Raw genomic sequence first — 26,765 nt, 5'->3', positions numbered from 1 at the left:
ATTCACGGCGTGTCCCGTAAACGGTCACCACGAACCATCTCCCCGGGCGCCGTGCCGGGTTCCGCGGTGTCGTGCTTGGGCAAGCTTTGGGAACCACACCCTGACCCTGCTTCACGAACGGTCTCGATGCGGTCACTCTTCGGTAGGTCGGCAAGCGCGGAGCGCTCGCCGACAGCCGCGCTCAGCGCGGCCCGGGCACCCAGCGTGCGGAGGGCATCTCGAGCTTCCGAGCTCGCGGTCAGATACCGGGGCGAAGCCTGTGAACAGGACAGGAGCGCGGTTGGACAGCTTCAGAGGGGCGACGTAGAATTAGGGGTTGATCGATGAGGGTGAACAGCGCCTGACGCAGGTAACGGGAGGGCATCCGCGGATCCCTCCCGTTTTTGCGACCGGGGGGAGGACTGCATTGGCCAAAGCCGCCATTCTCGCGCTTGCAGACGGCACAGTGTTCCATGGCCGGGCGCTCGGCGCCGAGGGGCAGACTGTCGGCGAGGTCTGCTTCAACACCGCCATGACCGGGTACCAGGAGATCTGCACCGACCCCTCCTACCACGGCCAGCTCGTGACCCTCACCTACCCCCATATCGGCAACACCGGCGCCAACCCGCTGGACGAGGAGTCCCTGGGCCCGCAGCTGGCCGGGCTCATCGTGCGGGATGCTCCGGTGCGCCTGAGCAGCTGGCGCGCCCGGGAGTCGCTGCCGGACTACCTCGAGCGCAACGGTGTGGTCGCCATCAGCGACATCGACACCCGGCGGCTGACGCGGATCATCCGCGAGGGCGGCGCGCAGAACGGCTGCATTCTGGCCGGCGAGCCGGACGCGGACGCCGCCGTGGCGGCGGCGCGGGAGTGCCCGGACCTCAAGGGGCGCGACCTGGTGCAGGCGGTCACCACCGCCGAGGCCTACGAGTGGCGGCTCGGCACCTGGGCGCTGGAGCGGGGCGAGCGCGAGCCCGAGCCGCGCCCCGAGGCGGAGCTGCCCTGGCACGTCGTCGCCTACGACTTCGGCATCAAGCGCAACATTCTGCGCCAGCTGGTGGATCATGGCTGCCGGGTCACCGTGGTGCCGGCGCAGACGCCGGCTGCGGAGGTGCTGGCGATGCGCCCGCACGGGGTGTTCCTCTCCAACGGGCCGGGTGATCCCGAGCCCCTCGGCTACGCCATCGAGGCCACCCGCGAGATCCTCGCCAGCGGCACGCCGGTGTTCGGCATCTGCCTCGGCCATCAGCTGCTGGGCCTGGCCGTCGGCGGACGGACGGTGAAGATGAAGTTCGGCCATCACGGCGCCAACCATCCGGTGCTGGACGAGGACGCGGGCCGGGTCATGATCTCCAGCCAGAACCACGGCTTCGCGGTGGATGCCGAGAGTCTGCCGGCCAACGTGCGGGTGCTGCAGCGCTCGCTGTTCGACGGCTCCCTGCAGGGCATCCACCTGACCGACCAACCGGCCTTCAGCTTCCAGGGGCATCCGGAAGCGAGCCCCGGGCCGCACGACGTCGCGCCGCTGTTCGGCCACTTCATCGAGCTGATGGACGGTCGCCGCGGCGACGCCGCCTGAGCGCTCCTACCCCGGCCCCGCGGCCCCCGACTCGAGGCGAACGCAAGACGATGCCGAAGCGCACCGACATCCAGAGCATTCTCATCATCGGCGCAGGGCCGATCGTCATCGGCCAGGCCTGCGAGTTCGACTACTCCGGCGCACAGGCCTGCAAGGCCCTGCGGGAGGAGGGCTACCGGGTCATCCTGGTGAACTCCAACCCGGCCACGATCATGACCGACCCGGAGATGGCCGACGCCGTCTACGTGGAGCCCATCGACTGGCGGGTGCTCGAGCGCATCATCGCCAAGGAGCGCCCGGACGCCCTGCTGCCCACCATGGGCGGGCAGACGGCGCTGAACTGTGCGCTCGACCTGGACCGCCACGGCGTGCTCGCCGAGCACGGCGTGGAGATGATCGGCGCGAGCAAGATCGCCATCGACATGGCCGAGGACCGCGAGGCCTTCCGCAAGGCCATGGCGCGCATCGACCTCGAAACCCCCCATGCGCTGCTGGCCCACTCCATGGCCGAGGCCATGGCGGCGCAGGCGGAGATCGGCTTCCCGACCATCATCCGGCCGTCGTTCACCCTCGGCGGCAGCGGCGGCGGCATCGCCTACAACCGCGAGGAGTTCGTCGAGATCTGCGAGCGCGGCCTCGATCTCTCGCCCACCAACGAGCTGCTGATCGAGGAATCGGTGCTCGGCTGGAAGGAGTTCGAGATGGAGGTGGTCCGCGACCGCGCGGACAACGGCATCATCGTCTGCGCCATCGAGAACCTGGACCCGATGGGCGTGCACACGGGCGACTCCATCACCGTGGCCCCGGCGCAGACGCTTACCGACAAGGAATACCAGCTGATGCGCGATGCCTCGCTCGCCGTGCTGCGCGAGATCGGCGTCGAGACCGGGGGCTCCAACGTCCAGTTCGCCATCAACCCGGACGACGGGCGCATGGTGGTGATCGAGATGAACCCGCGGGTGTCGCGCTCCTCGGCGCTGGCGTCCAAGGCCACGGGCTTTCCCATCGCCAAGGTCGCCGCCAAGCTCGCGGTGGGCTACACCCTCGACGAGCTGCGCAACGAGATCACCGGCGGGCGCACGCCCGCCTCCTTCGAGCCCACCATCGACTACGTGGTCACGAAGATCCCGCGCTTCACCTTCGAGAAGTTCATGAAGACGAAGCCGGTGCTGACCACCCAGATGAAGTCCGTGGGCGAGGTCATGGCCATCGGCCGCACCTTCCAGGAGTCTCTGCAGAAGGCGTTGCGGGGGCTGGAGAACGGGCTCGAGGGACTGGATCCGCGGGTGCCGGCGGATGCCGCGGGGGCCCAGGCGCGGGTCGTCCAGGAGCTGCGCCTGCCGGGGCCGGAGCGCCTGCTCTGGGTGGCGGACGGGTTCCGTACCGGGCTGGAGCTGGACACCGTGCACGAGCACACCTGGATCGATCCCTGGTTCCTGGCCCAGGTGGAGGATCTGGTCGCCCGTGAGCAGGCACTGGCCGCCGCCGGCCCGGACTCGCTTGACGCGGACGCGCTGCGCGAGCTCAAGCGTCGCGGCTTCTCCGACGCGCGCATCGGCCGCCTGGTGGGGTTGGGCGAGCATGCCATCCGCGAGCGCCGGCGCGGCCTCGGCATCCGGCCGGTGTACAAGCGGGTGGACTCCTGCGCGGCCGAGTTCGCCACCGCCACGGCCTACATGTACTCCACCTACGAGGAGGAGGACGAGGCCGAACCGAGCGACCGGCAGAAGATCATGATCCTCGGCGGCGGGCCCAACCGCATCGGTCAGGGCATCGAGTTCGACTACTGCTGTGTTCATGCCGCCCTCGCCCTGCGCGACGACGGCTACGAGACCATCATGGTCAACTGCAACCCGGAGACCGTTTCTACCGACTACGACACCTCCGACCGGCTCTACTTCGAGCCGCTGACCCTGGAGGACGTGCTCGAGATCGTGGAGACCGAGCGCCCGGCGGGCATCGTCATCCAGTACGGCGGCCAGACCCCGCTCAAGCTCGCCCGGGATCTGGAGGCCTTCGGCGCGCCCATCATCGGCACGACGCCGGACTCCATCGACCTCGCCGAGGACCGCGAGCGCTTCCAGGGCCTGATCAACGCCGCCGGCCTGCAGCAGCCGCCGAATCGCACCGCCCGCAGCGCCGCGGAAGCCCTGGAGCTGGCCGCCCAGATCGGGTACCCGCTGGTGGTGCGCCCCTCGTATGTCCTGGGGGGGCGGGCCATGGAGATCGTCTACGAGGAGGCCGAGCTCGAGCAGTACATGAACGAGGCGGTGAAGGTCTCGAACGAGTCGCCGGTGCTGCTGGACCGCTTCCTGGACGATGCCGTCGAAGTGGACGTGGACGCCGTCTGCGACGGCGAACAGGTGCTTATCGGCGGCATCATGGAGCACATCGAGCAGGCCGGCGTGCATTCGGGCGACTCCGCCTGCTCGCTGCCGCCCTACAGCCTCGCGCCCCAGGTAAGTGACCGGCTGCGCGCGCAGATGCGCGAGATGGCCCTGAGCCTCGGCGTGGTGGGGCTGATGAACGCCCAGTTCGCGATCCAGGGCGAGGAGATCTACGTGCTCGAGGTCAACCCGCGGGCCTCGCGCACGGTGCCGTTCGTCTCCAAGGCGGCGGGGCTGCCGCTGGCCAAGATCGCCGCGCGCTGCATGGTCGGACGCAGCCTCGCCGAGCAGGGCTGCACGCGGGAGGCCATTCCCGCCTACTATGCGGTGAAGGAAGCAGTGTTCCCGTTCATCAAGTTCCCGGGCGTCGACCCGATCCTCGGTCCGGAGATGAAGTCCACCGGCGAGGTCATGGGTCTGGGGCCGGGCTTCGGCGAGGCCTATGCCAAGTCGCAGCTGGCCGCGGGCGTGGTGCTGCCGCGCAGCGGCAAGGTGTTCATCAGCGTCCGCGACGCCGACAAGCAGGCGGCCGTACCCATCGCCCGCGATCTGCTGCGCCGGGGCTTCGCGCTGGTCGCTACCGGCGGCACCGGGGCCGTGCTGCACCAGGCGGGCATCGACTGCGAGCTGATCAACAAGGTGACCGAAGGCCGTCCGCATATCGTGGACGCCATCAAGAACGAGGAGATTGACCTCATCATCAACACCACCGAGGGGCGCCAGGCCATTGCGGATTCCTTCTCCATCCGCCGCGAGGCCCTGCACCACAAGGTCTGCTACACGACCACGATTGCCGGTGCCCGCGCCACCTGTCAGGCGCTGGACTACCTCGAACCGGCCACGGTGACGTCCCTCCAGGACCTCTACAGGGAGGCAAGGGCATGAGCAAGACGCCGCTGACCGTGCGCGGTGCCGAGAAGCTGCGCGAGGAGCTGGACCGGCTGAAGAGTCAGGAGCGCCCGCGGATCATCCGTGCCATCGCCGAGGCGCGCGCCCATGGCGACCTCAAGGAGAACGCCGAGTACCACGCGGCCCGCGAGCAGCAGAGCTTCATCGAGGGCCGCATCGCCGACATCGAGAGCAAGCTCTCCAATGCCCAGATCATCGACGTGACCAGCCTGCCGGCCAACGGCAAGGTGGTGTTCGGGGTAACCGTCGTGCTGGCCGACGAGGAGGACGGCACGGAGAAAACCTACCGGATCGTCGGCGAGGACGAGGCCGACATCAAGCAGGGCCTGATCTCGGTCCAGTCCCCCATCGCCCGCGCCCTGATCGGCAAGGAGGAGGGCGACGTGGCGGACGTGCAGGCGCCCGGGGGCAATCGGTCGTACGAGATCGTGGAGGTGCGCTACGAGTAGCGCACAGTTCAAAGTTCAAAGGGACAAGTTCAAAGTGGCGGCCAGGCGCCGCTGGCCATACAGACCGCGGTGAATGTTGTCACGGCGCCCGACTCGCGGACTTTGAACTTTGAACTTTGGACTGCGCCGCGGGCGTATCGAGCTGCCCTAGGGCAGCTCGATACGCCCGCGGCGCTTCTCTGGGTTCGGCCGGTACAACAGCACCACATGGCCGACCCGCTGGACCAGCTCGGCGCCCGTGGTGGTGAGGACCTGCTGGAGGTATTGGCTGCGTTGCTCGCGGTCGTCGGCCAGGAGGCGGATCTTGACCAGCTCGTGGTCCGCCAGTGCCCGCTCGAGCTCGGCGAGCACGGCGTCGGTGAGCCCGGCGCTGCCGGTGCGGACCAGCGGGTGGAGATCGTGACCGAGGCCTCGCAGATAGCGTTTCTGGGCCGGAGTAAGCGACATGCGTGAGAATTCCCGATGAGCGGAGCGGACCGCGAAGGTCGCACAGTCTCCCAGCAGCCGGGTCCGCTGGACAAGGTCAAGCTCGAGCTCGCCGTGGTCCTCGGGCTGGTGGTGGGTGTGCTGGTGGTGGTGCTGAGGCTCGAGCTCGGCCAGTGGACGGAGCTCGCCATCCTGGCGGTGGTGGGCTTCGGGTGCGGCGGCTGGCTGGCGGCGCGCACCCGTGGCGTGCTGCGGCGCCACGAGCAGCGGCGCGAGTGAGATGCCGCGCACCCGCAGCAGCCGCCGCTGGCTGAAGGAGCACTTCAGCGACCCCTACGTGAAGGCGGCGCAGCAGAAGGGCTACCGCTCCAGGGCGGTGTTCAAGCTCGAGGAGATCGACGGCCGCGACCGGCTGATCCGCCCGGGCCAGCGGATCGTGGATCTCGGCGCGGCGCCGGGCGGCTGGAGCGAATACTGCGCCGCCCGGCTGGGTGGCCGCGGGCAGGTCATCGCGCTGGACGTGCTGCCCATGGAGCCGCTGCCGGGGGTGACGGTCCTGCAGGGGGACTTCACCGAGGCGGCGGCGCTGGCTGGCCTCGACGAGGCGCTGGGCGGCGAGCCGGTGGACCTTGTGCTCTCGGACATGGCGCCCAATCTCTCCGGTCAGAAGGCCGTGGATCAGCCGCGGGCGATGCTGCTCGCCGAGCTGGCCCTCGAGTTCGTGGACGGGCGGCTGAACCCGGGGGGCGACCTGCTGGTCAAGACCTTTCAGGGACAGGGCTTCGAGGCGCTGCTCGCAGACATGCGGGGGCGCTTCCGGCGGGTACACAGCCGCAAGCCGGGCGCCTCGCGGGATCGCAGCCGCGAGGTCTATCTGCTGGCCCGAGAGTTTCTTGCGTAGTAGGGTCGGGCTACGATAGCCCGAGGCATCTGCCGGCGGCAGTGCCGGCGCAGCGACAAAGGTAGTTCGCCTTGAACGACATGGCCAAGAATCTGATCCTCTGGGTGGTCATCGCCATCGTGCTGATGTCCGTCTTCAGCAATTTCCAGGATCAGGGCTCCACCGCGCAGGAAGTCCCCTACTCGCAGTTTCTGAGCGAGGTAGACAGCGGCCGCGTGGATTCCGTGACCATGAAGGGTCCGGTGATCCGCGGCACGCGCAGCGACGGCAGCAACTTCAGCACCTACAACCCGGAGACGGACAACAACGCCCTCATCGGCCAGCTCATGGACAACGGCGTCCAGATCCGGGCCGAGGCGCCGGAAGGGCGGAGCATGCTGCTCCAGATCCTGATCTCCTGGTTCCCCTTCCTGCTGCTGATCGGCGTCTGGATCTACTTCATGCGCCAGATGCAGGGTGGTGGCGGCGGCCGTGGCGCCATGTCGTTCGGCAAGAGCCGCGCGCGGATGATGTCCGAGGAGCAGGTGAAGATCACCTTCGCCGACGTCGCCGGCGTGGAGGAGGCCAAGCAGGACGTCATGGAGCTGGTGGAGTTCCTGCGCGATCCCTCCAAGTTCCAGCGCCTCGGCGGCCGCATCCCCCGCGGCGTGCTCATGGTGGGCCCGCCCGGCACCGGCAAGACCCTGCTTGCGAAGGCCATCGCCGGCGAGGCCAAGGTGCCGTTCTTCAGCATTTCCGGCTCGGACTTCGTGGAGATGTTCGTCGGCGTCGGCGCCTCCCGGGTGCGGGACATGTTCGCCCAGGCGAAGAAGCACGCGCCCTGCATCATCTTCATCGACGAGCTCGACGCCGTCGGCCGCCAGCGTGGCGCCGGCCTCGGCGGCGGGCATGACGAGCGCGAGCAGACCCTGAACCAGATGCTCGTCGAGATGGACGGCTTCGAGGGCAACGAGGGCATCATCGTCATCGCCGCCACCAACCGTCCGGACGTGCTCGACCCGGCGCTGCTGCGTCCGGGCCGGTTCGACCGCCAGGTGGTGGTGCCGCTGCCGGATGTGCGCGGGCGCGAGCACATCCTGCGCGTGCACATGAACAAGACCCCGATCGCGGACGAGGTGGATCCGCGGGTCATCGCCCGCGGCACGCCGGGGTTCTCCGGCGCCGATCTGGCGAACCTCGTGAACGAGGCGGCGCTGTTCGCCGCCCGCCGCAACAAGCGCCTGGTGGACCAGCAGGACTTCGAGGACGCCAAGGACAAGATCCTGATGGGCGCCGAGCGCAAGTCCATGGTCATGACCGAGGACGAGAAGCGGCTCACCGCCTATCACGAGGCCGGGCACGCCATCGTCGGCCTCAAGGTCCCGGAGCACGATCCGGTGCACAAGGTGACCATCATCCCGCGCGGGCGGGCGCTCGGCGTGACCATGTTCCTCCCCGAGGAGGACCGCTACAGCTACACCAAGCGGCGGCTCAACAGCTCCATCTGCGGGCTGTTCGGCGGGCGCATCGCCGAGGAGATGATCTTCGGCGCCGAGCGCGTGACCACCGGCGCCCAGAACGACATCTCCCGGGTCACCGAAATCGCCCGCAACATGGTCACCAAGTGGGGCCTGTCCGACCGCATGGGCCCGCTGGCCTACGGCGAGGACGAGGGCGAGGTCTTCCTCGGCCACCAGGTGACGCAGCACAAGACCATCTCCGACGAGACGGCCCATGCCATCGACGAGGAGGTGCGCCGCATCGTCGAGGAGAACTACCAGGAGGCCAAGCGCATCCTCGAGGCGCATGTCGAGCAGCTGCACGCGATGGCCGATGCGCTCATGAAGTTCGAGACCATCGACCGCGAGCAGATCGACGACATCATGAACGGCCGCCCGCCGCGCCCGCCCCGGGACTGGAGCAAGCCCTCCGCGCCCGCGGACGGCGGTGCCGGCAAGCCCGCGGAGGAGGGCGAGGCCGGCACCGACGACGGCAAGCTGGGGCGCCCCGCCAGCGAGCACTAGCGCGGGGCAGCGCGTGCTGTCCCGGCTCCAGTGCGGCCGATTCGCCGTCGACCTGACGCAGCCCTGCGTCATGGGCGTACTCAACGTCACCCCCGACTCCTTCTCCGACGGGGGTGACTTCATTGCGGCCGAGGCCGCCATCGCCCGGGCCCGGGCGATGGTCGAGGATGGCGCGGCCATCATCGACGTCGGCGGCGAGTCCACGCGTCCGGGTGCCGATCCGGTGCCGGTGGAGGAGGAGCTGCGACGGGTGCTGCCGGTGGTGGAGGCCCTCGCCGCCGAGCTGTCCGTGCCCGTCTCCGTGGATACCAGCAAGCCGGAGGTGATCGCAGCGGTCACCCGCGCCGGGGCCGGGCTCATCAACGACGTCCGCGCGCTGCGCGAGCCGGGGGCGATGGAGGCAGCGGCGGCGAGTGGCCTGCCCGTGTGCCTGATGCACATGCAGGGCACGCCGAAGACCATGCAGCAGGCGCCGCAGTACGACGATGTGCTCGCCGAGGTGGCGGCGTTCCTGGCGGAGCGCCGGGACGCCGCCCTGGCCGCCGGCATCCCGGCGGAGCGCATCCTGCTCGATCCCGGTTTCGGCTTCGGCAAGACCGACCCCCACAACGCGATGCTGCTCGCCGGGCTGCCGCGCCTCGCCGGGCTTGGGGCGCCGCTGCTGGTGGGGCTGTCGCGCAAATCGCTGGTAGGCCGGGTGCTCGGGCGCCCGCTGGGCGAGCGCCTGGCCGGGAGTGTGGCGGCGGCGACGCTGGCGGTCTGGCAGGGGGCGCGTATCATTCGCGCCCATGACGTGCGTGAGACCGTGGACGCCGTGCGGCTCGCGAGCTACGTCGCCGCCTACGCCTAGCCCGCCTGTCTCACCGATCCGCGGCCGCAGCCGCGACTCGGTAAGGTAGGCGGGCTACCGGCGCCGATGCGCCCCGGGGCGGGCGCGCCAAAGTGTGGAGGGCACTGGCATGCAGAAGCGCTATTTCGGCACCGACGGCATCCGCGGCCGGGTCGGCGAGAGCCCCATTACCGCGGATTTCGTGCTCAAGCTGGGCTGGGCCGCGGGGCGTGTGCTCTCGGGTCGAGGCACCAATAATCAGGTGCTCATCGGCAAGGACACGCGGCTGTCCAACTACATGTTCGAGTCGGCGCTGGAGGCGGGGCTGTCGGCCGCCGGGGTCAACATCCAGCTGCTCGGGCCGATGCCGACGCCGGCGACCGCCTATCTCACCCGGACGCTCCAGGCCAATGCGGGCATCGTCATCAGCGCCTCGCACAACCCGCACCAGGACAATGGCATCAAGTTCTTCTCCGCCGAGGGCCGCAAGCTCGACGACGACACCGAGCTCGCCATCGAGGCGCTGCTGGACGAGCCGCTGACCACCGTCGCCTCGGAGCGCCTGGGCAAGGCCTTCCGCTTGGTGGACGCGCCCGGCCGCTACATCGAGTTCTGCAAGCACTCCCTTCGCCCGGGGCGCAGCCTCGAGGGCCTGCGCCTGGTGGTGGACTGCGCCAACGGCGCCGGCTACCAGGTGGCGCCGGCGGTGTTCCACGAGCTCGGCGCGGAGGTGATCCGCCTTGGCGTCCAGCCCGATGGGCTCAATATCAACGTCGACTGCGGCTCCATGCATCCGGAGGCCATGCGCCAGGCGGTTCTCGAACATCGCGCCGATGCGGGCATTGCCCTGGATGGCGACGGTGACCGGGTGCTGATGGTGGACGAAAAGGGCCGCCTGCTGGACGGTGACGAGCTGCTCTGGGTGATCGCCCGGGATCGCCATGACGGCGATGGCCTTGCCGGCCCGGTGGTGGGCACGCAGATGACCAACCTCGGCCTCGAGCTTGCGCTGCAGCGCCTCAAGGTGCCTTTCCTGCGCGCTCGCGTGGGCGACCGCTACGTGCTGGAGATGCTGCTCGCCAATGGCGGCACCCTGGGGGGCGAGTCCTCCGGGCACATCGTCTGTCTCGATCGCACCACCACTGGGGACGGCGTGGTCTCGGCGCTGCAGGTCCTCGGCCGTGCGGTCGCCGTGGGACGCCCGCTGAGCGAGCTGGTGGACGGCATGGAGAAGCTGCCCCAGCACATGGTGAACGTGCCCGTGGCCCAGCGCCGCGATCCGCTGGAGACGGCGGCGGTAGTCGAGGCGGTGAACGACGTGGAGCACGCCCTTGGCGAGGCCGGTCGGGTGCTGCTGCGGCCTTCCGGTACCGAGCCCGTGGTTCGGGTCATGGTGGAGGGGCGCGACGAGGCGGCGGTACGCCGGCATGCCGCGGCCCTGGCGGAAGTGGTGCGGGAGGCCCTTTCCGCCTCGCCGGCTTAGCCCGCGTATCTCACCGATCCGCGGCTGCGGGCGCGGATCTGGCGGGCAGGCCGGCGTTGCGCTCGGCCCGGGTGCTCGACGTACTGTCGAGTACGCCTGCGCGCCCGGACTCTCCCGCGCGTTGGGCAGCGCGGAACCCTTCCCGCGGGCCTCTGGCCGCACAGCGCGCGTGCAGACAAGGCGCGCTGAGCAGCGCTGTACCAGCGAGTACAGTCAAGCAGCGCAACGCCGGCTGCGCGTGCGCTGTGCGGCCCCGTAGGGCGCTTCAGAGCGGCGCCCTGGACTGCGTTGGCGTTCTTGCAAAGGGCTACGGCCATTCGCTGCGAACGCCGCCTTGCCAGGCCGCCGCTCTGAAGCGCAGAGGCCCGCGGGAAGGGTTCCGCGCTGCCCATCTCCTGCCCGCCATCTCCACGCCCTCGCTTCGCGAATCGGTGAGATACGCGGGCTAGGCGTCCGGCGCCCCCGGATTGCGTACCTGCCTCAGCCACTGTTGCCCCCGCCCTCGGCAGGCGCCGAGGGCGTCGGTAGGGCGGCGCGTTGATTTCATGCCGGGCGCCGCGTAACCTTGCCGCGATTTTCCCCACGGGACGCAACGCGATGCGGCATCCGCTGATTGCCGGCAACTGGAAGATGCATGGCCTGCGCGCGCATGCCCAGCGCCTCGCCGCCGAGGTGGCGAGCGGCGTCCCGGCGCCGCAGGCGGTGGAGGTCGCGATCTGTCCGCCCTTCGTGCACCTGGCCGATGCCGCGGCGAGCCTCGCGGGGAGTGCGGTGGCCCTCGGGGCGCAGAACGTCGCACCGGAGGCGGAGGGCGCACATACCGGCGAGGTGTCCGCGGCCATGCTGGCGGACGTCGGCTGCCGCTTCGTCATCGTCGGCCATTCTGAGCGCCGGCAGCACTATGGGGACGACGACGCCCTGGTCGCCCGGCGTTTCCGTCAGGCCCGCGAGGCGGGGCTGGTGCCGATCCTCTGCGTGGGCGAGACCCTCGCCGAGCGCGAGGCGGACGCCACCGCGACCGTGGTAGCACGTCAGGTGGATGCGGTGTTCGCGGCGGTGGGGGCGAACGGGTTCGGTGACGCGGTGATCGCCTACGAGCCGGTCTGGGCCATCGGCACCGGGCGCACGGCCACACCGGAGCAGGCCCAGACGGTGCACGCGGCGCTGCGCGACCGCCTGGCCGGACATCTCGGCGAGGCCGCCGCGGGGGTGAGGCTGCTCTACGGCGGCAGCATGAAGCCGGACAATGCCGCGGCGCTGCTCTCCATGCCCGACGTGGACGGCGGCCTCATCGGCGGCGCGTCCCTCAAGGCGGAAGACTTTCTCGCCATCTGCAGAGCGGCGGCCGAGCGCTAGGCCAGCCGCGGCTCGACGCTGTAACGGGAGACCCATGTATACGGTTCTGCTGGTCATCCATCTGGCCATTTCCCTCGTGCTCATCGGCATCGTGCTGCTTCAGCACGGCAAGGGCGCCGATGCCGGTGCCGCCTTTGGCAGCGGCGCCTCGAGCACCGTCTTCGGGGCGCGTGGCTCGGCCTCTTTCCTCGGCAAGCTCACGGGCGTGCTCGGGGCCGGTTTCTTCGTCACCAGTCTGACTCTGGCCATCATGGCCGGCACCTTCGGTGGCGGCGGCAGCGTGATGGAGCGCTTCGCCGAGGAGCCGGCAAGCAGCAGCGCGCCCGCCTCGGAGAGCGAGGGCGACGGTCCGGCGCCGGCGCCGGAGGGCGCGACCGCGGGCGGCCGCGAGTCCGATGCGGAGGCGCCCGCGCCGCCGCCGGGCGACGAGTAACCGCTGGTGCCCGGGCCGCGGGGGCGGCGTTGTTCCAGGGGCCGGGCGCTGGTATTCTTGCCCCCGGCTGCCAGCCAGCCGAAGCGGATGTGGTGGAACTGGTAGACACGCTGTCTTGAGGGGGCAGTGGCGCAAGCCGTGCCGGTTCGAGTCCGGCCATCCGCACCACATCGAGGAGGGCCCCGCCGGTACTTGCCGGCGGGGCCCAACTTTTTGATTTAGCGCAATTTTTCCGGTGCCCTCGAGTTGACTTGGAACCGTTCCAGCCATAGACTGGCTGACGGTCCGGCGGGCTCCCAACGCCCGCGCCGAACCGCCTTCCGCAGCAGGGGCAGCCCGTCATGGACATCGAGAGCTACCTTCCGATCCTGGTGTTCATCGTCATTGCCATCGGCATCGGCATCGCCCCGCTGGTGGCGGGTTTCGTGCTGGCGCCCCGGCGCCCGGACCAGGACAAGCTCTCCCCGTACGAGTGCGGCTTCGAGGCATTCGAGGACTCGCGCATGAAGTTCGACGTGCGCTACTACCTCGTTGCCATTCTGTTCATCATCTTTGACCTGGAGATCGCCTTTCTCTTCCCCTGGGCGATCGTGCTGGACCAGGTCGGCCTGTTCGGTTTTGCCGCCATGGGGATATTCGTCGGGGTGCTGCTGGTCGGATTTCTGTACGAGTGGAAGAAGGGGGCGCTGGAATGGGAATAGAGGGCGTTCTCGAGAAGGGCTTCGTCACCACTTCGGCGGACAAGCTCATCAACTGGGCGCGCACCGGCTCGCTCTGGCCGATGACGTTCGGCCTGGCCTGCTGCGCCGTGGAGATGATGCACGCCGGCGCGGCCCGTTATGACATGGACCGGCTCGGACTGATCTTCCGGCCCTCCCCGCGGCAGTCGGACGTAATGATCGTCGCCGGGACCCTGGTCAACAAGATGGCGCCGGCGCTGCGCCGCGTCTACGACCAGATGCCCGAGCCCAAGTGGGTGATCTCGATGGGGTCCTGTGCCAACGGCGGCGGCTACTACCATTACTCCTATTCGGTGACCCGCGGCTGTGACCGCATCGTGCCGGTGGACATCTACGTCCCGGGCTGTCCGCCGACGGCGGAGGCCCTGCTCTACGGCGTGGTCCAGCTCCAGAACAAGATCCGCCGCACCAACACCATCGCCCGCTGAGGAGCGCCCATGGCCAAGACACCGGAACAGCTCGTCGGCAGTCTGGAGTCGATCCTCGGCGAGCGCCTCGTGGCGACGCGTGTGGCCTACGGCGAGGCCGAGATCGAGGTGGCGCCGGCGGAGCTCTACGGCGTGATGCAGACGCTGCGTGACCACGACGTCCTTCGCTTCGAGGAGCTCATGGACATCGCCGGCGTCGACTACGCCGCCTACGGCCAGGACGAGTGGATCACCGAGGAGGCCTCCAACACCGGCTTCAGCCGCGGCGTGGACGGCTTCAGCACCGGGCGCCTGGGCCTGACCGGGATCTACGGCGTGCAGGAGATCCAGTCCAGCACCGGCCGGCGCTTTGCCGCGGTCTACCACCTGCTCTCGCTGACCCGCAATCACCGGCTGCGGGTGCGCTGCTATGCCGAGGACGACAACCTGCCGATGCTCGACTCGGTGGTGCCGCTCTGGGCGTGCGCCAACTGGTTCGAGCGCGAGGCCTTCGACCTGTTCGGCATCCTCTTCAACGGCCATCCGGACCTGCGCCGCATCCTCACCGACTATGGCTTTGTCGGCCATCCCTTCCGCAAGGACTTCCCGCTCATCGGCAATGTCGAGGTGCGCTACGACGAGAGCCGCCGGCGGGTGGTCTACGAGCCCGTCTCCATCGAGCCGCGGGTGCTCGTGCCGCGCGTGATCCGCGACGACAACCGCTACGCCGACCGCCGCAGCGAGCCGAAGGAGGACGCGCGGGATGCCTGAGATCAGCAGCTACACGGTCAACTTCGGCCCCCAGCATCCTGCCGCCCACGGCGTGCTGCGCCTGGTGCTGGAGATGGAAGGCGAGACGGTGCGCCGGGCGGACCCGCATATCGGCCTGCTGCACCGGGCCACCGAGAAGCTTGCCGAGACCAAGCCGTACAACCAGAGCATCGGCTACATGGACCGGCTCGACTACGTGTCCATGATGTGCAACGAGCATGCCTACGTGCTCGCCATCGAGAAGCTGCTCGGCATCACGCCCCCGGAGCGCGCCCAGTACATCCGGGTGATGTTCGACGAGATCACCCGCATCCTGAATCACCTGCTCTGGATCGGCGCCCATGGTCTCGACGTGGGCGCCATGACGGTCTTCCTCTACGCGTTCAAGGAGCGCGAGGAGCTGATGGACTGCTACGAGGCGGTGAGCGGCACGCGCATGCACGCCACCTACTACCGCCCCGGCGGCGTCTATCGCGACCTGCCGGCGCGCATGCCGCAGTACCAGCCCTCGGACTTCCGCAGCGAGAAGGACCTCGAGCGGATGAACAAGGACCGGCAGGGCACGATGCTCGACTTCATCGAGGCGTTCTGCGACCGCTTCGTGGGCACCATCGACGAGATCGAGACCCTGCTCACCGACAACCGCATCTGGAAGCAGCGGCTGGTGGACGTCGCCGTGGTCTCGCCGGAGCGGGCGCTGCAGCTCGGCTTTACCGGCCCCATGCTGCGCGGCTCCGGGGTGGAGTGGGATCTGCGCAAGAAGCAGCCGTACGAGGTCTATGACCGCATGGACTTCGACATCCCGGTGGGCACCAACGGCGACTGCTACGACCGCTACCTGGTGCGCATGGAGGAGCTGCGCCAGTCCGTGCGCATCATCCGCCAGTGCATCGACTGGCTGCGCCGCAACGGCGGCCCGGTGATCCTCGACGACCACAAGGTGGTGCCGCCGAGCCGGGAAGAGATGAAGGACGACATGGAATCCCTCATCCACCACTTCAAGCTCTTCACCGAGGGCTACTGCACGCCACCGGGGGAGGTCTACGCCTGCGTCGAGGCGCCCAAGGGAGAGTTCGGCGCCTACATCGTCTCCGACGGCGCCAACAAGCCCTACCGGCTGAAGCTGCGCGCCCCCGGCTTCGCCCACATGGCGGCCATGGACGAGATGGCGAGCGGGCACATGCTGGCGGATGTGGTCACGATCATGGGCACCATGGATATCGTCTTCGGGGAGGTGGACCGGTGAGCAGCGCCGAGCAGATCCAGGAATCCGGGCTCACCGCCGAGGAGCGCCGCGAGATCGACGGCTGGCTCGCCCGTTTCCCCGATACGCCCGAGGGGCGCCGCTCGGCGGTGATCCCGGCGCTGCACGTCGCCCAGCACGGCAGCGGCGGCTGGCTGCCGCGGGCGCGCATGGACGCCGTGGCCGAGTACATCGGCCTGCCGCCGGTGAAGGTCTACGAGGTGGCGACCTTCTACTCCATGTTCGACACCGAGCCCGTGGGCCGGCACAAGGTCAACATCTGCACCAACATCTCCTGCATGCTCTGCGGCGCGGAGGAGATCGTGGCCCATGCAGAGAAGAAGCTCGGCATCCGTCTCGGCGAGACCACGCCGGACGGGCGCATCACCCTGAAGCGCGAGGAGGAGTGTCTCGCCGCCTGCACGGGCGCGCCGATGATGCTCGTGGACGAGGTCTACTACACCGACCTCACCCCCGAGAAGATCGACGAAATCCTCGACCGGCTGGAGTGACCATGACCCGCGTCTGCTACACGACCCTGGACTTCGACGAGCCCTGGACGCTGGAGAACTACCGCAAGGTAGGCGGCTATCAGGCGCTCGAGAAGGTATTGGGCGAGGGCATGAGTCAGGAGGACGTGATCGAGGAGGTGAAGTCGGCCAACCTCCGCGGCCGCGGCGGCGCCGGATTCCCCGCGGGCATGAAGTGGAGCTTCATGCCCCGCAGCGCGCCGGGGCCGAAGTACCTGCTCTGCAACTCCGACGAGTCCGAGCCCGGCACCTGCAAGGACCGAGACATCCTGCGCTACAACCCGCATGCGCTGATCGAGGGCATGATCATCGCCGGCTACGCCATGGGCGCGACGGTGGGCTACAACTACCTCCGCGGCGAGTTCATGAAGGAGCCCCTCGAGCGCATGGAGCAGGCGGTGCGCGAGGCGCGTGAGGCCGGCTACCTCGGCGAGAACATCCTCGGCTCCGGTTACGACTACGAGATCCACAACTACATCGGCGCCGGCGCCTACATCTGCGGCGAGGAGTCGGCGCTGATGGAGTCCCTGGAAGGCAAGAAGGGGATGCCGCGCAACAAGCCGCCGTTCCCCGCCCAGGTGGGCGTCTACGGCCGGCCCACCACGATCAACAACACCGAGACCCTGGCCTCGGTGCCGGCGATCATCCGCAACGGCGCCGAGTGGTTTCTGGACCTCGGCAAGCCCAACAATGGCGGCACCAAGATCTTCTGCGTCTCCGGTCACGTGGAGAAGCCGGGCAATTTCGAGATCTCGCTGGGCACCCCGTTCCGGGAGCTGCTCGAGATGGCCGGCGGCGTGCGCGGCGGCCGCCGGCTCAAGGCGGTCATCCCCGGCGGCTCGTCCATGCCGATGGTGCCGGGCGAGCAGATGCTCGAGCTGGACATGGACTACGACTCGCTGATGAAGGCCGGCACCGCGCTCGGCTCCGGCGGGGTGGTGGTGATGGACGAGACCACCGACATGGTCAAGGCGATCATGCGCGTCAGCCGCTTTTACTATGCCGAGTCCTGCGGCCAGTGCACGCCCTGCCGCGAGGGTTGCGGCTGGATGTACCGGGTGATCAAGCGGATCTACGAGGGTCACGGCCGCCCGGAGGACATCGAGCTGCTGGAGTCCGCCGCCGGCCAGATCGCCGGGCATACCATCTGCGCCTTCGGCGAGGCAGCCGCCTGGCCGGTGCAGAGCGTGCTCAAGCACTGGCGCCACGAGTTCGAGTACTACATCGAGCACAAGCGATCCATCGTCGAGGCAGCGGCATGAGCGCGAAGGTCGAGACCCAGCATCCCGAGACCGTGAGCGTCGAGATCGACGGCGAGACCTTCCAGGCGCCGAAGGGGGCCACGATCATTGCCGTGGCCGACGAGCACGGCATCGACATCCCCCGCTTCTGCTACCACAGCAAGCTCTCGGCCCCCGCGAACTGCCGCATGTGCCTGGTGGACGTGGAGATGGGCGGGCGTCCGGCGCCGAAGCCGCTGCCTGCCTGCATCACCGCGGTGGCCGACGGCATGGTGGTGCGTACCGCCTCCGAGCGGGCGCTGAAGGCGCAGAAGGGGGTGATGGAGTTCCTGCTCATCAACCACCCCCTGGACTGCCCGATCTGCGATCAGGGCGGCGAGTGCGAGCTGCAGGACCTGGCCCTCGGGTACGGGCGCAGTGTCTCGCGCTTCGTCGAGGGCAAGCGCGTGGTCAAGGACGAGAATCTCGGCCCGCTCATCGCCACCGAGATGACCCGTTGCATCCACTGCACCCGCTGTGTGCGCTTCCTCGACGAGATCGCCGGCACCTCGGAGCTCGGCGCCATGCACCGTGGCGAGCACACCGAGATCAGCACCCTGGTGGGCCACGGCGTGCACTCCGAGCTCTCCGGCAACATCATCGACCTCTGCCCGGTGGGGGCGCTGACCTCGCGGCCCTACCGCTACCGGGCCCGCGCCTGGGAGATGCTGAGCCATCCCAGCGTCGCGCCCCACGACTGCCTCGGCTCGAACATCCACCTGCATCAGGTGCGGGGTACCGTCAAGCGCGTGGTGCCGCGGGACAACGAGGCGGTGAACGAGTGCTGGATCAGCGACCGGGACCGCTTCTCCTACGAGGGCATCTACAGCGAGGAGCGCCTCACGGAGCCCCAGATCCGGCGCAACGGCGAGTGGCAGACCGTGGACTGGCAGACGGCCCTGGAGGCCGCCGCCAACGGCCTGCGCGACGTCGTCCGCGATCACGGCGGCGACGCCCTCGGCGCCCTGATCTCGCCCTCGGCGACCCTGGAGGAGATGTATCTGCTCTCGCGCCTGGTGCGCGAGCTCGGCAGCGACCATATCGACCACCGCCTGCGCCAGGGGGATTTCCGCGACGGCGCGCCCGCCGACGGCTTCCCGGGTCTCGGCCTGCCGGTGGCCGAGCTCGAGCGCCTGGACGCCGCGCTGCTGATCGGTGCCTATCCGCGCCACGAGCAGCCGCTGCTCAACCATCGCCTGCGCAAGGCGGCCCGCCGCGGCGGTGCGGTGATGGCGGTGAACCCGCGGGGCTTCGACTGGAACTTCGATCTGGCCGTTGAGCAGGTGGCCGATGCCGCGACACTGCCGCGGGAGCTGGCCCTGGTGGCAACGGCACTGGCCGCCGAGCAGGGCGTTGCCGTGCCGGAGGGGCTCGGCACCTGGGCCGGGCGTGCCAGACCGAAGGCCGCCCACGAGGCGATCGCCCGGGCGCTGGCCCGGGGTGAGCGCGGTGCCGTGCTGCTCGGCGCCCTGGCCGAGGCGCATCCGGCGGGGGCGGAGCTGCGGGCCCTGGCCGGCTGCATCGCCGAGCTCGCCGGGGCCCGCTATGGTCGCCTGACCGATGGCGCCAACAGCGCTGGCGGCTGGCTCGCCGGCGCGCTGCCGGAGCGCCGCCCCGATGGCAGTGCCGGCCAGGGGCTTGATGCCCGGGCCATGCTGGAGCAGCCCCGCCGGGGCTATCTGCTGCTCAGCGTCGAGCCGGAGCACGATACCTGGGACGGGGCCACGGCGCTGGCGGCCCTGGCTGCTGCCGATACCGTGGTGGCCCTCACCGCCTGGGACGGACCCGGCCTGCGCGAGCATGCCGACGTGCTGCTGCCCATCGGCACCCTGGGCGAGACCGCCGGCACCTTCGTCAACGCCGAAGGCCGCTGGCAGACTTTCGCCGGCGTGGCGCGGCCCCTGGGCGAGGCGCGTCCGGCCTGGCGCGTGCTGCGCGTGCTCGCCAACGTCCTGGAGGTGGCGGGCTTCGAGTACCAGGCCCCGGACGAGATCCACCACGCGGTGCGCAGCGTCGCCGGCGAGGCGGGTGTCGCTGCGGCGCCGGACTGGGCGGCACGGCCGACGCCCGTCAAGCTCGAGGGCCCCCTGCGCATCGGCGCGCCGGCCATGTTCAACGTCGACGGGCTGACGCGCCGGGCGGCCTCGCTGCAGCGCACGGCGCACGCCGGCGAGGCGGCGGTGCACGTGTCGGCCAAGGTGGCCGGGGAGCTCGGCATAGGCGACGGCGAGCCGGTGCTGGTGCTCCAGGCCGGGCGCGAGCGCCGCCTGCCGTTGCGCATCGATGACGCCGTGCCGGCGGGCAGTTGCTGGATCGCCGCCGGCCTGCCCGGCAGCGAGGGGCTCGGGCCGCTGGTGGGCGAGGTCACCCTGCAGCGCGCCTGACGCGCGGGACGAGGAAGCGATGCACGCATGAGTGAGCTGATCGAACTGAGCTGGATCGTCACCAAGATCGTGGCGCTGATCATCCCGCTGTTCCTGGCGGTGGCGTACATGACCTATGCCGAGCGCAAGGTGATCGGTGCCATGCAGCTGCGGCGGGGGCCCAACCGCGTCGGCTGGCACGGCCTGCTGCAGCCCATCGCGGATGCGCTCAAGCTCCTCATGAAGGAGGTGGTGCTGCCGCAGAACGCCAACCGCTTCCTGTTCGTGCTCGCGCCGATGCTCTCCATCATGCCGGCGCTGGCCGCCTGGGCGGTGCTGCCGGTAGGCGAGGGGCTGGTGATCGCCGACATCAACGCCGGGCTGCTCTACGTCCTGGCGATGACCTCCATGGGCGTCTACGGCATCATCCTGGCCGGCTGGGCCTCGAACTCGAAGTACGCCCTGCTGGGGGCGCTGCGTGCCGGCGCCCAGGTGGTCTCCTACGAGATCGCCATGGGGTTCGCGCTGGTAGGGGTGCTCATGGCCGCCGGCAGCCTCAACATCGGCGAGATCGTGCGCGCCCAGGAGGGGCCGATCTGGAACTGGTTCTGGCTGCCGCTGCTGCCGCTGTTCCTGGTCTACTGGGTGTCCGGAGTGGCGGAGACCAACCGGCTGCCTTTCGACGTCGCCGAGGGCGAGTCGGAGATCGTCGCCGGCTTCCACGTAGAGTATTCGGGGATGGCCTTCGCCATCTTCTTCCTCGCCGAGTACGCGAACATGATCCTGATCTCCGGGCTGGCGGCGATCATGTTCCTCGGTGGCTGGTATTCGCCCTTCCACGGGCTGCCGCTGCTCGGGCCCCTGTTTGACTGGGTGCCCGGCATCGTCTGGTTCTCGCTCAAGGTCGCCTTCTTCCTGTTCTGCTACATCTGGTTCCGCGGCACCTTCCCGCGCTACCGCTACGACCAGATCATGCGGCTCGGCTGGAAGGTGCTGATCCCGGTCACCGTGGTGTGGCTGGTGGTGGAGTCGGTGTTCATTCTGACCGGATTCGGCCCCTGGTTCTGAGCCGGGGCTGACCGTCACGACCCGCACCGGGGCGCCGGGCGGGCGTCGCGCAAGGGGCCGAGAGCCCGAGGTGAAACGCATGCAGGCGATACGCGACTTCGTGAACAGTTTTCTGCTGGTCGAGCTGCTCAAGGGCATGCGGCTCACCGGCCGGCACCTCTTTGATGCCAAATACACGCTGGAATACCCGGAGGAGAGGGCGCCGCAGTCGCCGCGCTTCCGCGGGCTGCACGCGCTGCGCCGCTATCCCAACGGCGAGGAGCGCTGCATCGCCTGCAAGCTCTGCGAGGCGGTCTGCCCGGCGCTGGCCATCACCATCGAGTCCGAGCCGCGGGAGGACGGTACCCGCCGCACCACGCGCTACGACATCGACCTGTTCAAGTGCATCTACTGCGGCTTCTGCGAGGAGTCCTGCCCGGTGGACTCCATCGTCGAGACCCGGATACACGAGTACCATTTCGAGCGCCGCGGCGAGCAGATCATCCACAAGGAGGAGCTGCTGGCGCTGGGGGACAAGTACGAGGCCCAGCTCGCCGCCGACCGCGCTGCCGACGCGCCCTATCGCTAGCCCGCAGTTCTCACCGATGCGCGTAGCGAGGGCGCGGAGATGGCGGGCAGGAGATGGGCAGCGCGGAGCCCTGCCCGCGGGCCTCTGGCCGCACGGCGCGCGTGCAGACAAGGCGCGCTGCGCAGCGCTGTACCGAGGTACAGTCAAGCAGCGCAACGCCGGCTGCGCGCGCGCCGTGCGGCCCCGGAGGGCGCTTCAGAGCGGCGCCCTGGACTGCGTTGGCGTTCTTGCAAAGGGCTACGGCCATTCGCTGCGAACGCCGCCTTGCCAGGTCGCCGCTCTGAAGCGCAGAGGCCCGCGGGAAGGGCTCCGCGCTGCCCAACGCGCGGGAGAGTCCGGGCGCGCTAGGCGTACTCGACAGTACGTCGAGCACCCGGACCGAGCACAACGCCGGCCTGCCCGCCAGATTCGCGTCCGCAGCCGCGGATCGGTGAGAATTGCGGGCTAGTGGGCACCTGACAACGACCCGCGGCTCCGGATGCCGCGGCGCGCGCCGGTGGGGGCGCGCGACGAAGAACCGCTCGACCAGGGGCACGACGTGATTGAGCAGCTGATCTTCTACGTGTTCGCGGGCATCCTGCTGGCCGCGGCGACCATGGTCATCACCGTGCGCAACCCGGTGCACGCCGCGCTCGCCCTGGTGCTTGCCTTCTTCAACAGCGCCGCGCTGTGGCTGATGGCGGAGGCCGAGTTCCTCGGCATTGCGCTGGTGCTGGTGTACGTGGGCGCGGTGATGGTGCTGTTCCTGTTCGTGGTGATGATGCTGGACGTCAACATGGCGCCGCTGCGCGAGGGGTTTGCCCGGTATCTGCCCATCGGTGCGCTGGTGGCGGTGGTCATGGTGCTGGAGATGCTGCTGGTGCTCGGCTCCGGAGAGGTGGACCTCGCGGGCATGACCGCCGCCGACGTCGGCGCAGCGGCTGAGGGCGGCAACAACGTGCGCCTGCTCGGCAGCGTGCTCTATACGGTGTATGTCTATCCGTTCGAGCTCGCGGCGCTGATCCTGCTGCTCGCCATCATCGCCGCGATCATGCTCACCCTGCGCCGTCGGGGCGGGACCAAGCACCAGGACGTGGCCCGTCAGGTGCGCACCACCAAGGCGGAGCGCCTGCGCGTGGTGCGCATGACCGCCGAGCGCCGCGAGAAGTCATAAGAACGGGCACGGGAACCGCGGAACCAAGCCAAACAACGGCCGGGATCAAGCCAATGATCGAGCTCTCCGACTATCTGGTACTGGGCGCGCTGCTGTTCGCCTTAGGGATGGCCGGCATCTTCCTCAACCGGAAGAACGCCATCATCCTGCTCATGTCCATCGAGCTCATCCTGCTGGCGGTGAACTTCAACTTCATCGCCTTCTCGCACTTTCTCGGTGATATCCACGGGCAGGTGTTCGTGTTCTTCATCCTCACCGTGGCCGCCGCCGAGTCGGCCATCGGGCTCGCCATCCTGGTGGTGCTGTTCCGCAACCGGGACACCATCAACGTCGGCGACCTGGACAGCATGAAGGGCTGATCGCATGCAGACGCTGTATCTCGTCATCGCGCTGGCGCCGCTGCTTGGCGCCATCGCGGCGGGCCTGTTCGCGCGCAGCATCGGGCGCGCCAACGCCCACCGCGTGACCATCGCCGCCGTCGGCCTGTCGGCGGTGCTCTCCCTGGTGGTGCTGGTTCTGCACGTCTGGGGCGGGGCGCCGACCTTCAACGGCACCATCTATACCTGGGCGGTGGCGGGTGGTCTGCAGCTCGAGGTGGGCTTCCTGGTGGACCGGCTGACTGCACTCATGATGGTGGTGGTCACCAGCGTCTCGCTGGCGGTGCACGTCTACACCATCGGCTACATGCACGACGACGCCGGCTACCAGCGCTTCTTCAGCTACATCAATCTGTTCACCTTCTCCATGCTGATGCTGGTGATGGCGAACAACTTCCTGCAGCTGTTCTTCGGCTGGGAAGCGGTAGGCCTGGTCTCATATCTGCTGATCGGCTTCTGGTTCAACCGCGAGAGCGCGATCTTCGCCAACCTCAAGGCCTTCCTGGTCAACCGGGTGGGCGACTTCGGCTTCCTGCTCGGTATCGCCGCGGTGCTGATGTACTACGGCAGCCTCGACTACGCCGAGGTGTTCGCCGCCGCCGCCGACAGCCCCGACCTCACCATGAGCCTCTTCGGCGGCGAGATGCTGGTGGCGAGCGTGGCCTGCATCCTTCTGTTCATTGGCGCCATGGGCAAGTCCGCCCAGGTGCCGCTCCACGTCTGGCTGCCGGACTCCATGGAGGGTCCGACACCGATCTCCGCGCTCATCCATGCGGCCACCATGGTCACCGCCGGGATCTTCCTGGTGGCCCGCATGTCGCCGCTGTTCGAGCTCTCCGAGGCGGCACTGTCCACGGTGCTGGTGCTCGGGGCGATCACGGCGCTGTTCATGGGGCTGGTGGGCCTGGTGCAGAACGACATCAAGCGCGTCATCGCCTATTCCACCCTCTCCCAGCTCGGCTACATGTTCGTCGGCCTCGGCGCCTCGGCCTACGCCGCCGGCATCTTCCATCTGATGACCCATGCCTTCTTCAAGGCGCTGCTGTTCCTCGGCGCAGGGGCCGTGATCGTCGCCCTGCACCATGAGCAGGACATGCGCCGTATGGGCAACCTGCGCAAGTACCTGCCCCGCACCCACATCACCATGCTGCTGGGTACCCTCGCGCTGGTGGGCACGCCGTTCTTCTCCGGCTACTACTCCAAGGACGCCATCATCGAGGCGGTGCACCTGGCGGACCGGGCGGGCGCGACCTTCGCCTACTGGTGCGTGCTGCTCGGCGTGTTCGTCACCGCCCTCTACAGCTTCCGCCTCTACTTCCTGGTGTTCTGGGGCGAGGAGCGCATTGATCCGCACGCCAAAGAGCACATGCAGCACCTGCCGCGCTACGTGCTGCCGGTCATGGAGTGGCCGCTGGTGGCGCTGGCGGTGCCGTCGGTGCTGATCGGATTCTTCACCATCGGCCCGCTGCTCTTCGGCGGCTTCTTCGGCGACGCCATCTTCGTGGCCCGGGACAATGACGTCCTCGCCGAGCTCGGCAGCCACTTCCACGGCGCCTTCGCCTTCGGACTGCACGCGGCGGTCAACCCCGCGTTCTGGCTGACGGTGGCCGGCGCGCTGCTGGCCTGGTTTCTGTATATCCGCCGTCCGGACCTGCTGCCGCTGGTGCACCAGCGCGCGGCACTCGCCATTCGCGTCCTGGAGCGCAAGTACGGCTTTGACGACCTCTACATCGGCGGCTTTGCCGCCGCCGGCCGTGGCCTGGGGCAGGTGCTCTGGCGCGGCGGCGATGCCGGGCTCATCGACGGCGTGATCGTCAACGGCACCGCGCGCACCATCGGGCGCATCGCCGGCGTGGTCCGCGGCGTACAGTCCGGCTACCTGTATCACTACGCGTTCGCCATGATCATCGGCCTGCTGGTGCTGCTTACCGTCTTCGTTGGCGGCTGGCGTGGCTGGTTTTCCTGAGCGGGGCGGCCGGTGCCGCTCCGCCCGCGCGACTGGGCAAGGAATCTGAGGAATGTTTGAAGGTTGGCCCCTGCTGAGCCTGCTGGTATGGCTGCCGATACTCGGTGGCGCGGTGGTGCTGCTTGCCGGTGACCGCGACGCGGACCGCGCGCGCTGGATCGCCGTGACCACCGCCGCGGTGACCTTCCTGCTGAGCCTGGGGCTTTGGACGGGGTTCGAGCCGGGCACGGCGGCGATGCAGTTCGTCGAGCGCACGTCCTGGATCTCCGCGTTCGACATCGACTACCACCTGGGCGTCGACGGCATCTCCATGCCGCTGATCCTGCTTACAGCGTTCTCGACGCTGCTGGTGGTGATCGCCGCCTGGGAGGTGATCCGCTACAAGCCGAGCCAGTATCTGGCGGCCTTCCTGATCATGGAAGGCATCATGATCGGCGTGTTCAGCGCGCTGGACGCGATCCTGTTCTACGTTTTCTTCGAGGCGATGCTCATCCCGATGTTCCTGATCATCGGCATCTGGGGCGGGCCGAACCGGATCTACGCGACGCTGAAGTTCTTCATCTACACCTTCCTCGGCTCCGTGCTGATGCTGGTGGCGCTGATCTACCTGCGCACGCAGGCGGGAACCTTCGACATTCTCGCCTTCCATGCGCTGGAGCTACCGCTCGCCGCCCAGACGATGGTGTTCCTTGCCTTCCTCGCCGCCTTTGCGGTGAAGGTGCCGATGTGGCCGGTGCACACCTGGCTGCCGGACGCCCATGTGGAGGCGCCCACGGGTGGCTCCGTTATCCTCGCCGCGATCACGCTGAAGATCGGCGGCTACGGTTTCCTGCGCTTCAGCCTGCCCATCGCGCCGGAGGCGAGCATGGCGCTGGACTGGCTGGTGATCGGGCTGTCGCTGATCGCGGTGGTCTACATCGGCCTGGTCGCCATGGTGCAGGAGGACCTCAAGAAGCTCATCGCCTACTCCTCCATCGCGCACATGGGCTTCGTTACCCTCGGGTTCTTCATTATCTTCCGCATCCTCGCCAACGGCGGGGACGAGCAGGGCGCGGTGCTGGCACTGGAGGGCGGCGTCGTGCAGATGGTCTCCCATGGCTTCGTCTCTGCGGCCATGTTCCTCTGCGTCGGCGTGCTCTACGACCGCATGCACACGCGGTTGATCCGCGACTATGGCGGCGTGGTCAACCGCATGCCGGTGTTCGCGAGCTTCTTCGTGCTGTTCGCCATGGCCAACGCCGGCCTGCCGGGCACCTCCGGTTTCGTCGGCGAGTTCATGGTGATCCTCGCGAGCTTCCAGGCGGGCTTCTGGTATGCCGCCATCGCGGGTCTGACGCTCATCCTCGGTGCGGCCTACAGCCTCTGGATGATCAAGCGCGTCGTCTACGGCGAGGTGGCCAACTCACAGGTCGATGCGCTGCAGGATCTCAACCGGCGCGAGTTCGCCGTGCTCGGCGCCCTGGCCGCGGTGGTGCTGCTGGTGGGCATCTATCCGGCCCCGCTGATCGAGGTGATGGAGCCCTCGCTCACCGAACTGCTCCGCCAGGTGGCGCCCGGCTCCTGAG

General features: G+C 68.8%; 24 protein-coding genes and 1 tRNA gene. 24 read left to right on the top strand and 1 reads right to left on the bottom strand.

The annotated features are described in order from the left end of the window. Positions 1-406 precede the first annotated feature (406 nt). From carA to greA, 3 genes are read left to right on the top strand one after another with little or no spacing between them, the layout of a single operon-like run. Positions 407-1,558: a glutamine-hydrolyzing carbamoyl-phosphate synthase small subunit gene (gene carA / locus LMH63_RS13015; RefSeq protein WP_109677321.1), complete on the top strand. Its 1,152-nt coding sequence runs from the start codon at positions 407-409 to the stop codon at positions 1,556-1,558. A 50-nt stretch (positions 1,559-1,608) separates the two neighbouring features. After that, complete coding sequence (carB, locus tag LMH63_RS13010) at positions 1,609-4,830, top strand: carbamoyl-phosphate synthase large subunit (protein WP_109677323.1); 3,222 nt, start codon at positions 1,609-1,611, stop codon at positions 4,828-4,830. Beyond that, positions 4,827-5,303, top strand: coding sequence for a transcription elongation factor GreA (gene greA / locus LMH63_RS13005; RefSeq protein ID WP_109677325.1), 477 nt, complete (start codon positions 4,827-4,829; stop codon positions 5,301-5,303). The genes carB and greA overlap by 4 nt, the downstream gene beginning before the upstream one ends. 147 nt (positions 5,304-5,450) lie before the next feature. Here the strand turns inward: greA and yhbY are convergent, their stop codons facing one another. Further along, positions 5,451-5,750 carry a ribosome assembly RNA-binding protein YhbY gene (yhbY, locus tag LMH63_RS13000; RefSeq protein ID WP_109677327.1) on the bottom strand — a complete coding sequence of 100 codons (300 nt, stop codon included), beginning with the start codon at positions 5,748-5,750 and terminating at the stop codon, positions 5,451-5,453. A 15-nt stretch (positions 5,751-5,765) separates the two neighbouring features. Between yhbY and LMH63_RS12995 the strand changes: the two genes are divergently transcribed. From LMH63_RS12995 to LMH63_RS12895, 21 genes are all read left to right on the top strand, one after another. After that, entirely contained in the window at positions 5,766-6,008 is a 243-nt protein-coding gene (locus tag LMH63_RS12995) for a hypothetical protein (protein ID WP_109677329.1), read from the top strand. A gap of 1 nt (position 6,009) precedes the next feature. Further along, entirely contained in the window at positions 6,010-6,630 is a 621-nt protein-coding gene (gene rlmE, locus LMH63_RS12990) for a 23S rRNA (uridine(2552)-2'-O)-methyltransferase RlmE (protein WP_109677337.1), read from the top strand. Positions 6,631-6,710: 80 nt separating this feature from the next. Next, a complete protein-coding gene (gene ftsH, locus LMH63_RS12985) occupies positions 6,711-8,633 on the top strand; it encodes an ATP-dependent zinc metalloprotease FtsH (RefSeq protein WP_229332795.1) in 1,923 nt (640 codons plus the stop codon). A gap of 70 nt (positions 8,634-8,703) precedes the next feature. After that, positions 8,704-9,483, top strand: coding sequence for a dihydropteroate synthase (gene folP / locus LMH63_RS12980; protein ID WP_109677341.1), 780 nt, complete (start codon positions 8,704-8,706; stop codon positions 9,481-9,483). Positions 9,484-9,592: 109 nt separating this feature from the next. Further along, positions 9,593-10,945 carry a phosphoglucosamine mutase gene (gene glmM, locus LMH63_RS12975; protein WP_109677343.1) on the top strand — a complete coding sequence of 451 codons (1,353 nt, stop codon included), beginning with the start codon at positions 9,593-9,595 and terminating at the stop codon, positions 10,943-10,945. A gap of 597 nt (positions 10,946-11,542) precedes the next feature. Then, positions 11,543-12,301 (top strand): triose-phosphate isomerase, encoded by a 759-nt coding sequence (gene tpiA, locus LMH63_RS12970; protein WP_109677345.1) that lies wholly within the window; start codon positions 11,543-11,545, stop codon positions 12,299-12,301. Between the two features lie 34 nt (positions 12,302-12,335). Continuing rightward, entirely contained in the window at positions 12,336-12,734 is a 399-nt protein-coding gene (gene secG / locus LMH63_RS12965) for a preprotein translocase subunit SecG (RefSeq protein ID WP_109677347.1), read from the top strand. Between the two features lie 83 nt (positions 12,735-12,817). After that, a tRNA-Leu gene (locus LMH63_RS12960) sits at positions 12,818-12,902 on the top strand. Between the two features lie 173 nt (positions 12,903-13,075). Continuing rightward, positions 13,076-13,435: an NADH-quinone oxidoreductase subunit A gene (locus LMH63_RS12955; protein ID WP_109677349.1), complete on the top strand. Its 360-nt coding sequence runs from the start codon at positions 13,076-13,078 to the stop codon at positions 13,433-13,435. Further along, a complete protein-coding gene (locus tag LMH63_RS12950) occupies positions 13,426-13,902 on the top strand; it encodes a NuoB/complex I 20 kDa subunit family protein (protein ID WP_109677350.1) in 477 nt (158 codons plus the stop codon). Before LMH63_RS12955 ends, LMH63_RS12950 begins: the two co-directional genes overlap by 10 nt. Positions 13,903-13,911: 9 nt before the next feature. Beyond that, positions 13,912-14,652 carry an NADH-quinone oxidoreductase subunit C gene (locus LMH63_RS12945; protein WP_109677352.1) on the top strand — a complete coding sequence of 247 codons (741 nt, stop codon included), beginning with the start codon at positions 13,912-13,914 and terminating at the stop codon, positions 14,650-14,652. Then, the gene (locus tag LMH63_RS12940; protein WP_109677354.1) at positions 14,645-15,898 is read left to right on the top strand and encodes an NADH-quinone oxidoreductase subunit D; all 1,254 of its coding nucleotides are present in this window, start codon (positions 14,645-14,647) and stop codon (positions 15,896-15,898) included. Before LMH63_RS12945 ends, LMH63_RS12940 begins: the two co-directional genes overlap by 8 nt. Continuing rightward, positions 15,895-16,407, top strand: coding sequence for an NADH-quinone oxidoreductase subunit NuoE family protein (locus LMH63_RS12935; protein WP_109677356.1), 513 nt, complete (start codon positions 15,895-15,897; stop codon positions 16,405-16,407). The genes LMH63_RS12940 and LMH63_RS12935 overlap by 4 nt, the downstream gene beginning before the upstream one ends. A gap of 2 nt (positions 16,408-16,409) precedes the next feature. Continuing rightward, positions 16,410-17,687: an NADH-quinone oxidoreductase subunit NuoF gene (gene nuoF / locus LMH63_RS12930; RefSeq protein WP_109677358.1), complete on the top strand. Its 1,278-nt coding sequence runs from the start codon at positions 16,410-16,412 to the stop codon at positions 17,685-17,687. Beyond that, complete coding sequence (nuoG, locus tag LMH63_RS12925) at positions 17,684-20,089, top strand: NADH-quinone oxidoreductase subunit NuoG (protein ID WP_109677359.1); 2,406 nt, start codon at positions 17,684-17,686, stop codon at positions 20,087-20,089. Before nuoF ends, nuoG begins: the two co-directional genes overlap by 4 nt. 27 nt (positions 20,090-20,116) lie before the next feature. Further along, complete coding sequence (gene nuoH / locus LMH63_RS12920) at positions 20,117-21,136, top strand: NADH-quinone oxidoreductase subunit NuoH (RefSeq protein WP_109677361.1); 1,020 nt, start codon at positions 20,117-20,119, stop codon at positions 21,134-21,136. Positions 21,137-21,215: 79 nt separating this feature from the next. Continuing rightward, positions 21,216-21,704, top strand: a complete 489-nt coding sequence (nuoI, locus tag LMH63_RS12915; RefSeq protein WP_109677363.1) for an NADH-quinone oxidoreductase subunit NuoI — start codon at positions 21,216-21,218, stop codon at positions 21,702-21,704. Between the two features lie 541 nt (positions 21,705-22,245). Further along, on the top strand, positions 22,246-22,857 hold the full coding sequence (locus LMH63_RS12910) for an NADH-quinone oxidoreductase subunit J (RefSeq protein WP_109679657.1): 612 nt from the start codon (positions 22,246-22,248) through the stop codon (positions 22,855-22,857). Positions 22,858-22,910: 53 nt separating this feature from the next. Next, positions 22,911-23,216 carry an NADH-quinone oxidoreductase subunit NuoK gene (gene nuoK / locus LMH63_RS12905; protein WP_109679592.1) on the top strand — a complete coding sequence of 102 codons (306 nt, stop codon included), beginning with the start codon at positions 22,911-22,913 and terminating at the stop codon, positions 23,214-23,216. A gap of 4 nt (positions 23,217-23,220) precedes the next feature. Further along, positions 23,221-25,200 (top strand): NADH-quinone oxidoreductase subunit L, encoded by a 1,980-nt coding sequence (gene nuoL, locus LMH63_RS12900; RefSeq protein ID WP_109679593.1) that lies wholly within the window; start codon positions 23,221-23,223, stop codon positions 25,198-25,200. Positions 25,201-25,252: 52 nt separating this feature from the next. Next, positions 25,253-26,764 (top strand): NADH-quinone oxidoreductase subunit M, encoded by a 1,512-nt coding sequence (locus LMH63_RS12895; protein ID WP_109679594.1) that lies wholly within the window; start codon positions 25,253-25,255, stop codon positions 26,762-26,764. Position 26,765 lies beyond the last annotated feature (1 nt).

This window comes from Spiribacter halobius (assembly GCF_020883455.1).
GTDB lineage: Bacteria > Pseudomonadota > Gammaproteobacteria > Nitrococcales > Nitrococcaceae > Sediminicurvatus > Sediminicurvatus halobius.
The sequence above is the reverse complement of the archived record's forward strand: the minus strand, read 5'-3'. Positions and strand labels throughout refer to the sequence as shown.

Bases quoted from the DNA above. Each gene is read 5' to 3' on its own strand.
- LMH63_RS12895 (WP_109679594.1), top strand. From the start codon at position 25,253: ATGTTTGAAGGTTGGCCCCTGCTGAGCCTGCTGGTATGGCTGCCGATA.
- folP (WP_109677341.1), top strand. From the start codon at position 8,704: ATGGGCGTACTCAACGTCACCCCCGACTCCTTCTCCGACGGGGGTGAC.
- carB (WP_109677323.1), top strand. From the start codon at position 1,609: ATGCCGAAGCGCACCGACATCCAGAGCATTCTCATCATCGGCGCAGGG.
- nuoL (WP_109679593.1), top strand. From the start codon at position 23,221: ATGCAGACGCTGTATCTCGTCATCGCGCTGGCGCCGCTGCTTGGCGCC.
- nuoF (WP_109677358.1), top strand. From the start codon at position 16,410: ATGACCCGCGTCTGCTACACGACCCTGGACTTCGACGAGCCCTGGACG.
- secG (WP_109677347.1), top strand. From the start codon at position 12,336: ATGTATACGGTTCTGCTGGTCATCCATCTGGCCATTTCCCTCGTGCTC.
- yhbY (WP_109677327.1), bottom strand. From the start codon at position 5,750: ATGTCGCTTACTCCGGCCCAGAAACGCTATCTGCGAGGCCTCGGTCAC.
- nuoI (WP_109677363.1), top strand. From the start codon at position 21,216: ATGCAGGCGATACGCGACTTCGTGAACAGTTTTCTGCTGGTCGAGCTG.
- LMH63_RS12950 (WP_109677350.1), top strand. From the start codon at position 13,426: ATGGGAATAGAGGGCGTTCTCGAGAAGGGCTTCGTCACCACTTCGGCG.
- greA (WP_109677325.1), top strand. From the start codon at position 4,827: ATGAGCAAGACGCCGCTGACCGTGCGCGGTGCCGAGAAGCTGCGCGAG.
- nuoK (WP_109679592.1), top strand. From the start codon at position 22,911: ATGATCGAGCTCTCCGACTATCTGGTACTGGGCGCGCTGCTGTTCGCC.
- rlmE (WP_109677337.1), top strand. From the start codon at position 6,010: ATGCCGCGCACCCGCAGCAGCCGCCGCTGGCTGAAGGAGCACTTCAGC.
- LMH63_RS12995 (WP_109677329.1), top strand. From the start codon at position 5,766: ATGAGCGGAGCGGACCGCGAAGGTCGCACAGTCTCCCAGCAGCCGGGT.
- LMH63_RS12940 (WP_109677354.1), top strand. From the start codon at position 14,645: ATGCCTGAGATCAGCAGCTACACGGTCAACTTCGGCCCCCAGCATCCT.
- glmM (WP_109677343.1), top strand. From the start codon at position 9,593: ATGCAGAAGCGCTATTTCGGCACCGACGGCATCCGCGGCCGGGTCGGC.
- LMH63_RS12945 (WP_109677352.1), top strand. From the start codon at position 13,912: ATGGCCAAGACACCGGAACAGCTCGTCGGCAGTCTGGAGTCGATCCTC.
- tpiA (WP_109677345.1), top strand. From the start codon at position 11,543: ATGCGGCATCCGCTGATTGCCGGCAACTGGAAGATGCATGGCCTGCGC.
- nuoH (WP_109677361.1), top strand. From the start codon at position 20,117: ATGAGTGAGCTGATCGAACTGAGCTGGATCGTCACCAAGATCGTGGCG.
- ftsH (WP_229332795.1), top strand. From the start codon at position 6,711: ATGGCCAAGAATCTGATCCTCTGGGTGGTCATCGCCATCGTGCTGATG.
- LMH63_RS12955 (WP_109677349.1), top strand. From the start codon at position 13,076: ATGGACATCGAGAGCTACCTTCCGATCCTGGTGTTCATCGTCATTGCC.
- nuoG (WP_109677359.1), top strand. From the start codon at position 17,684: ATGAGCGCGAAGGTCGAGACCCAGCATCCCGAGACCGTGAGCGTCGAG.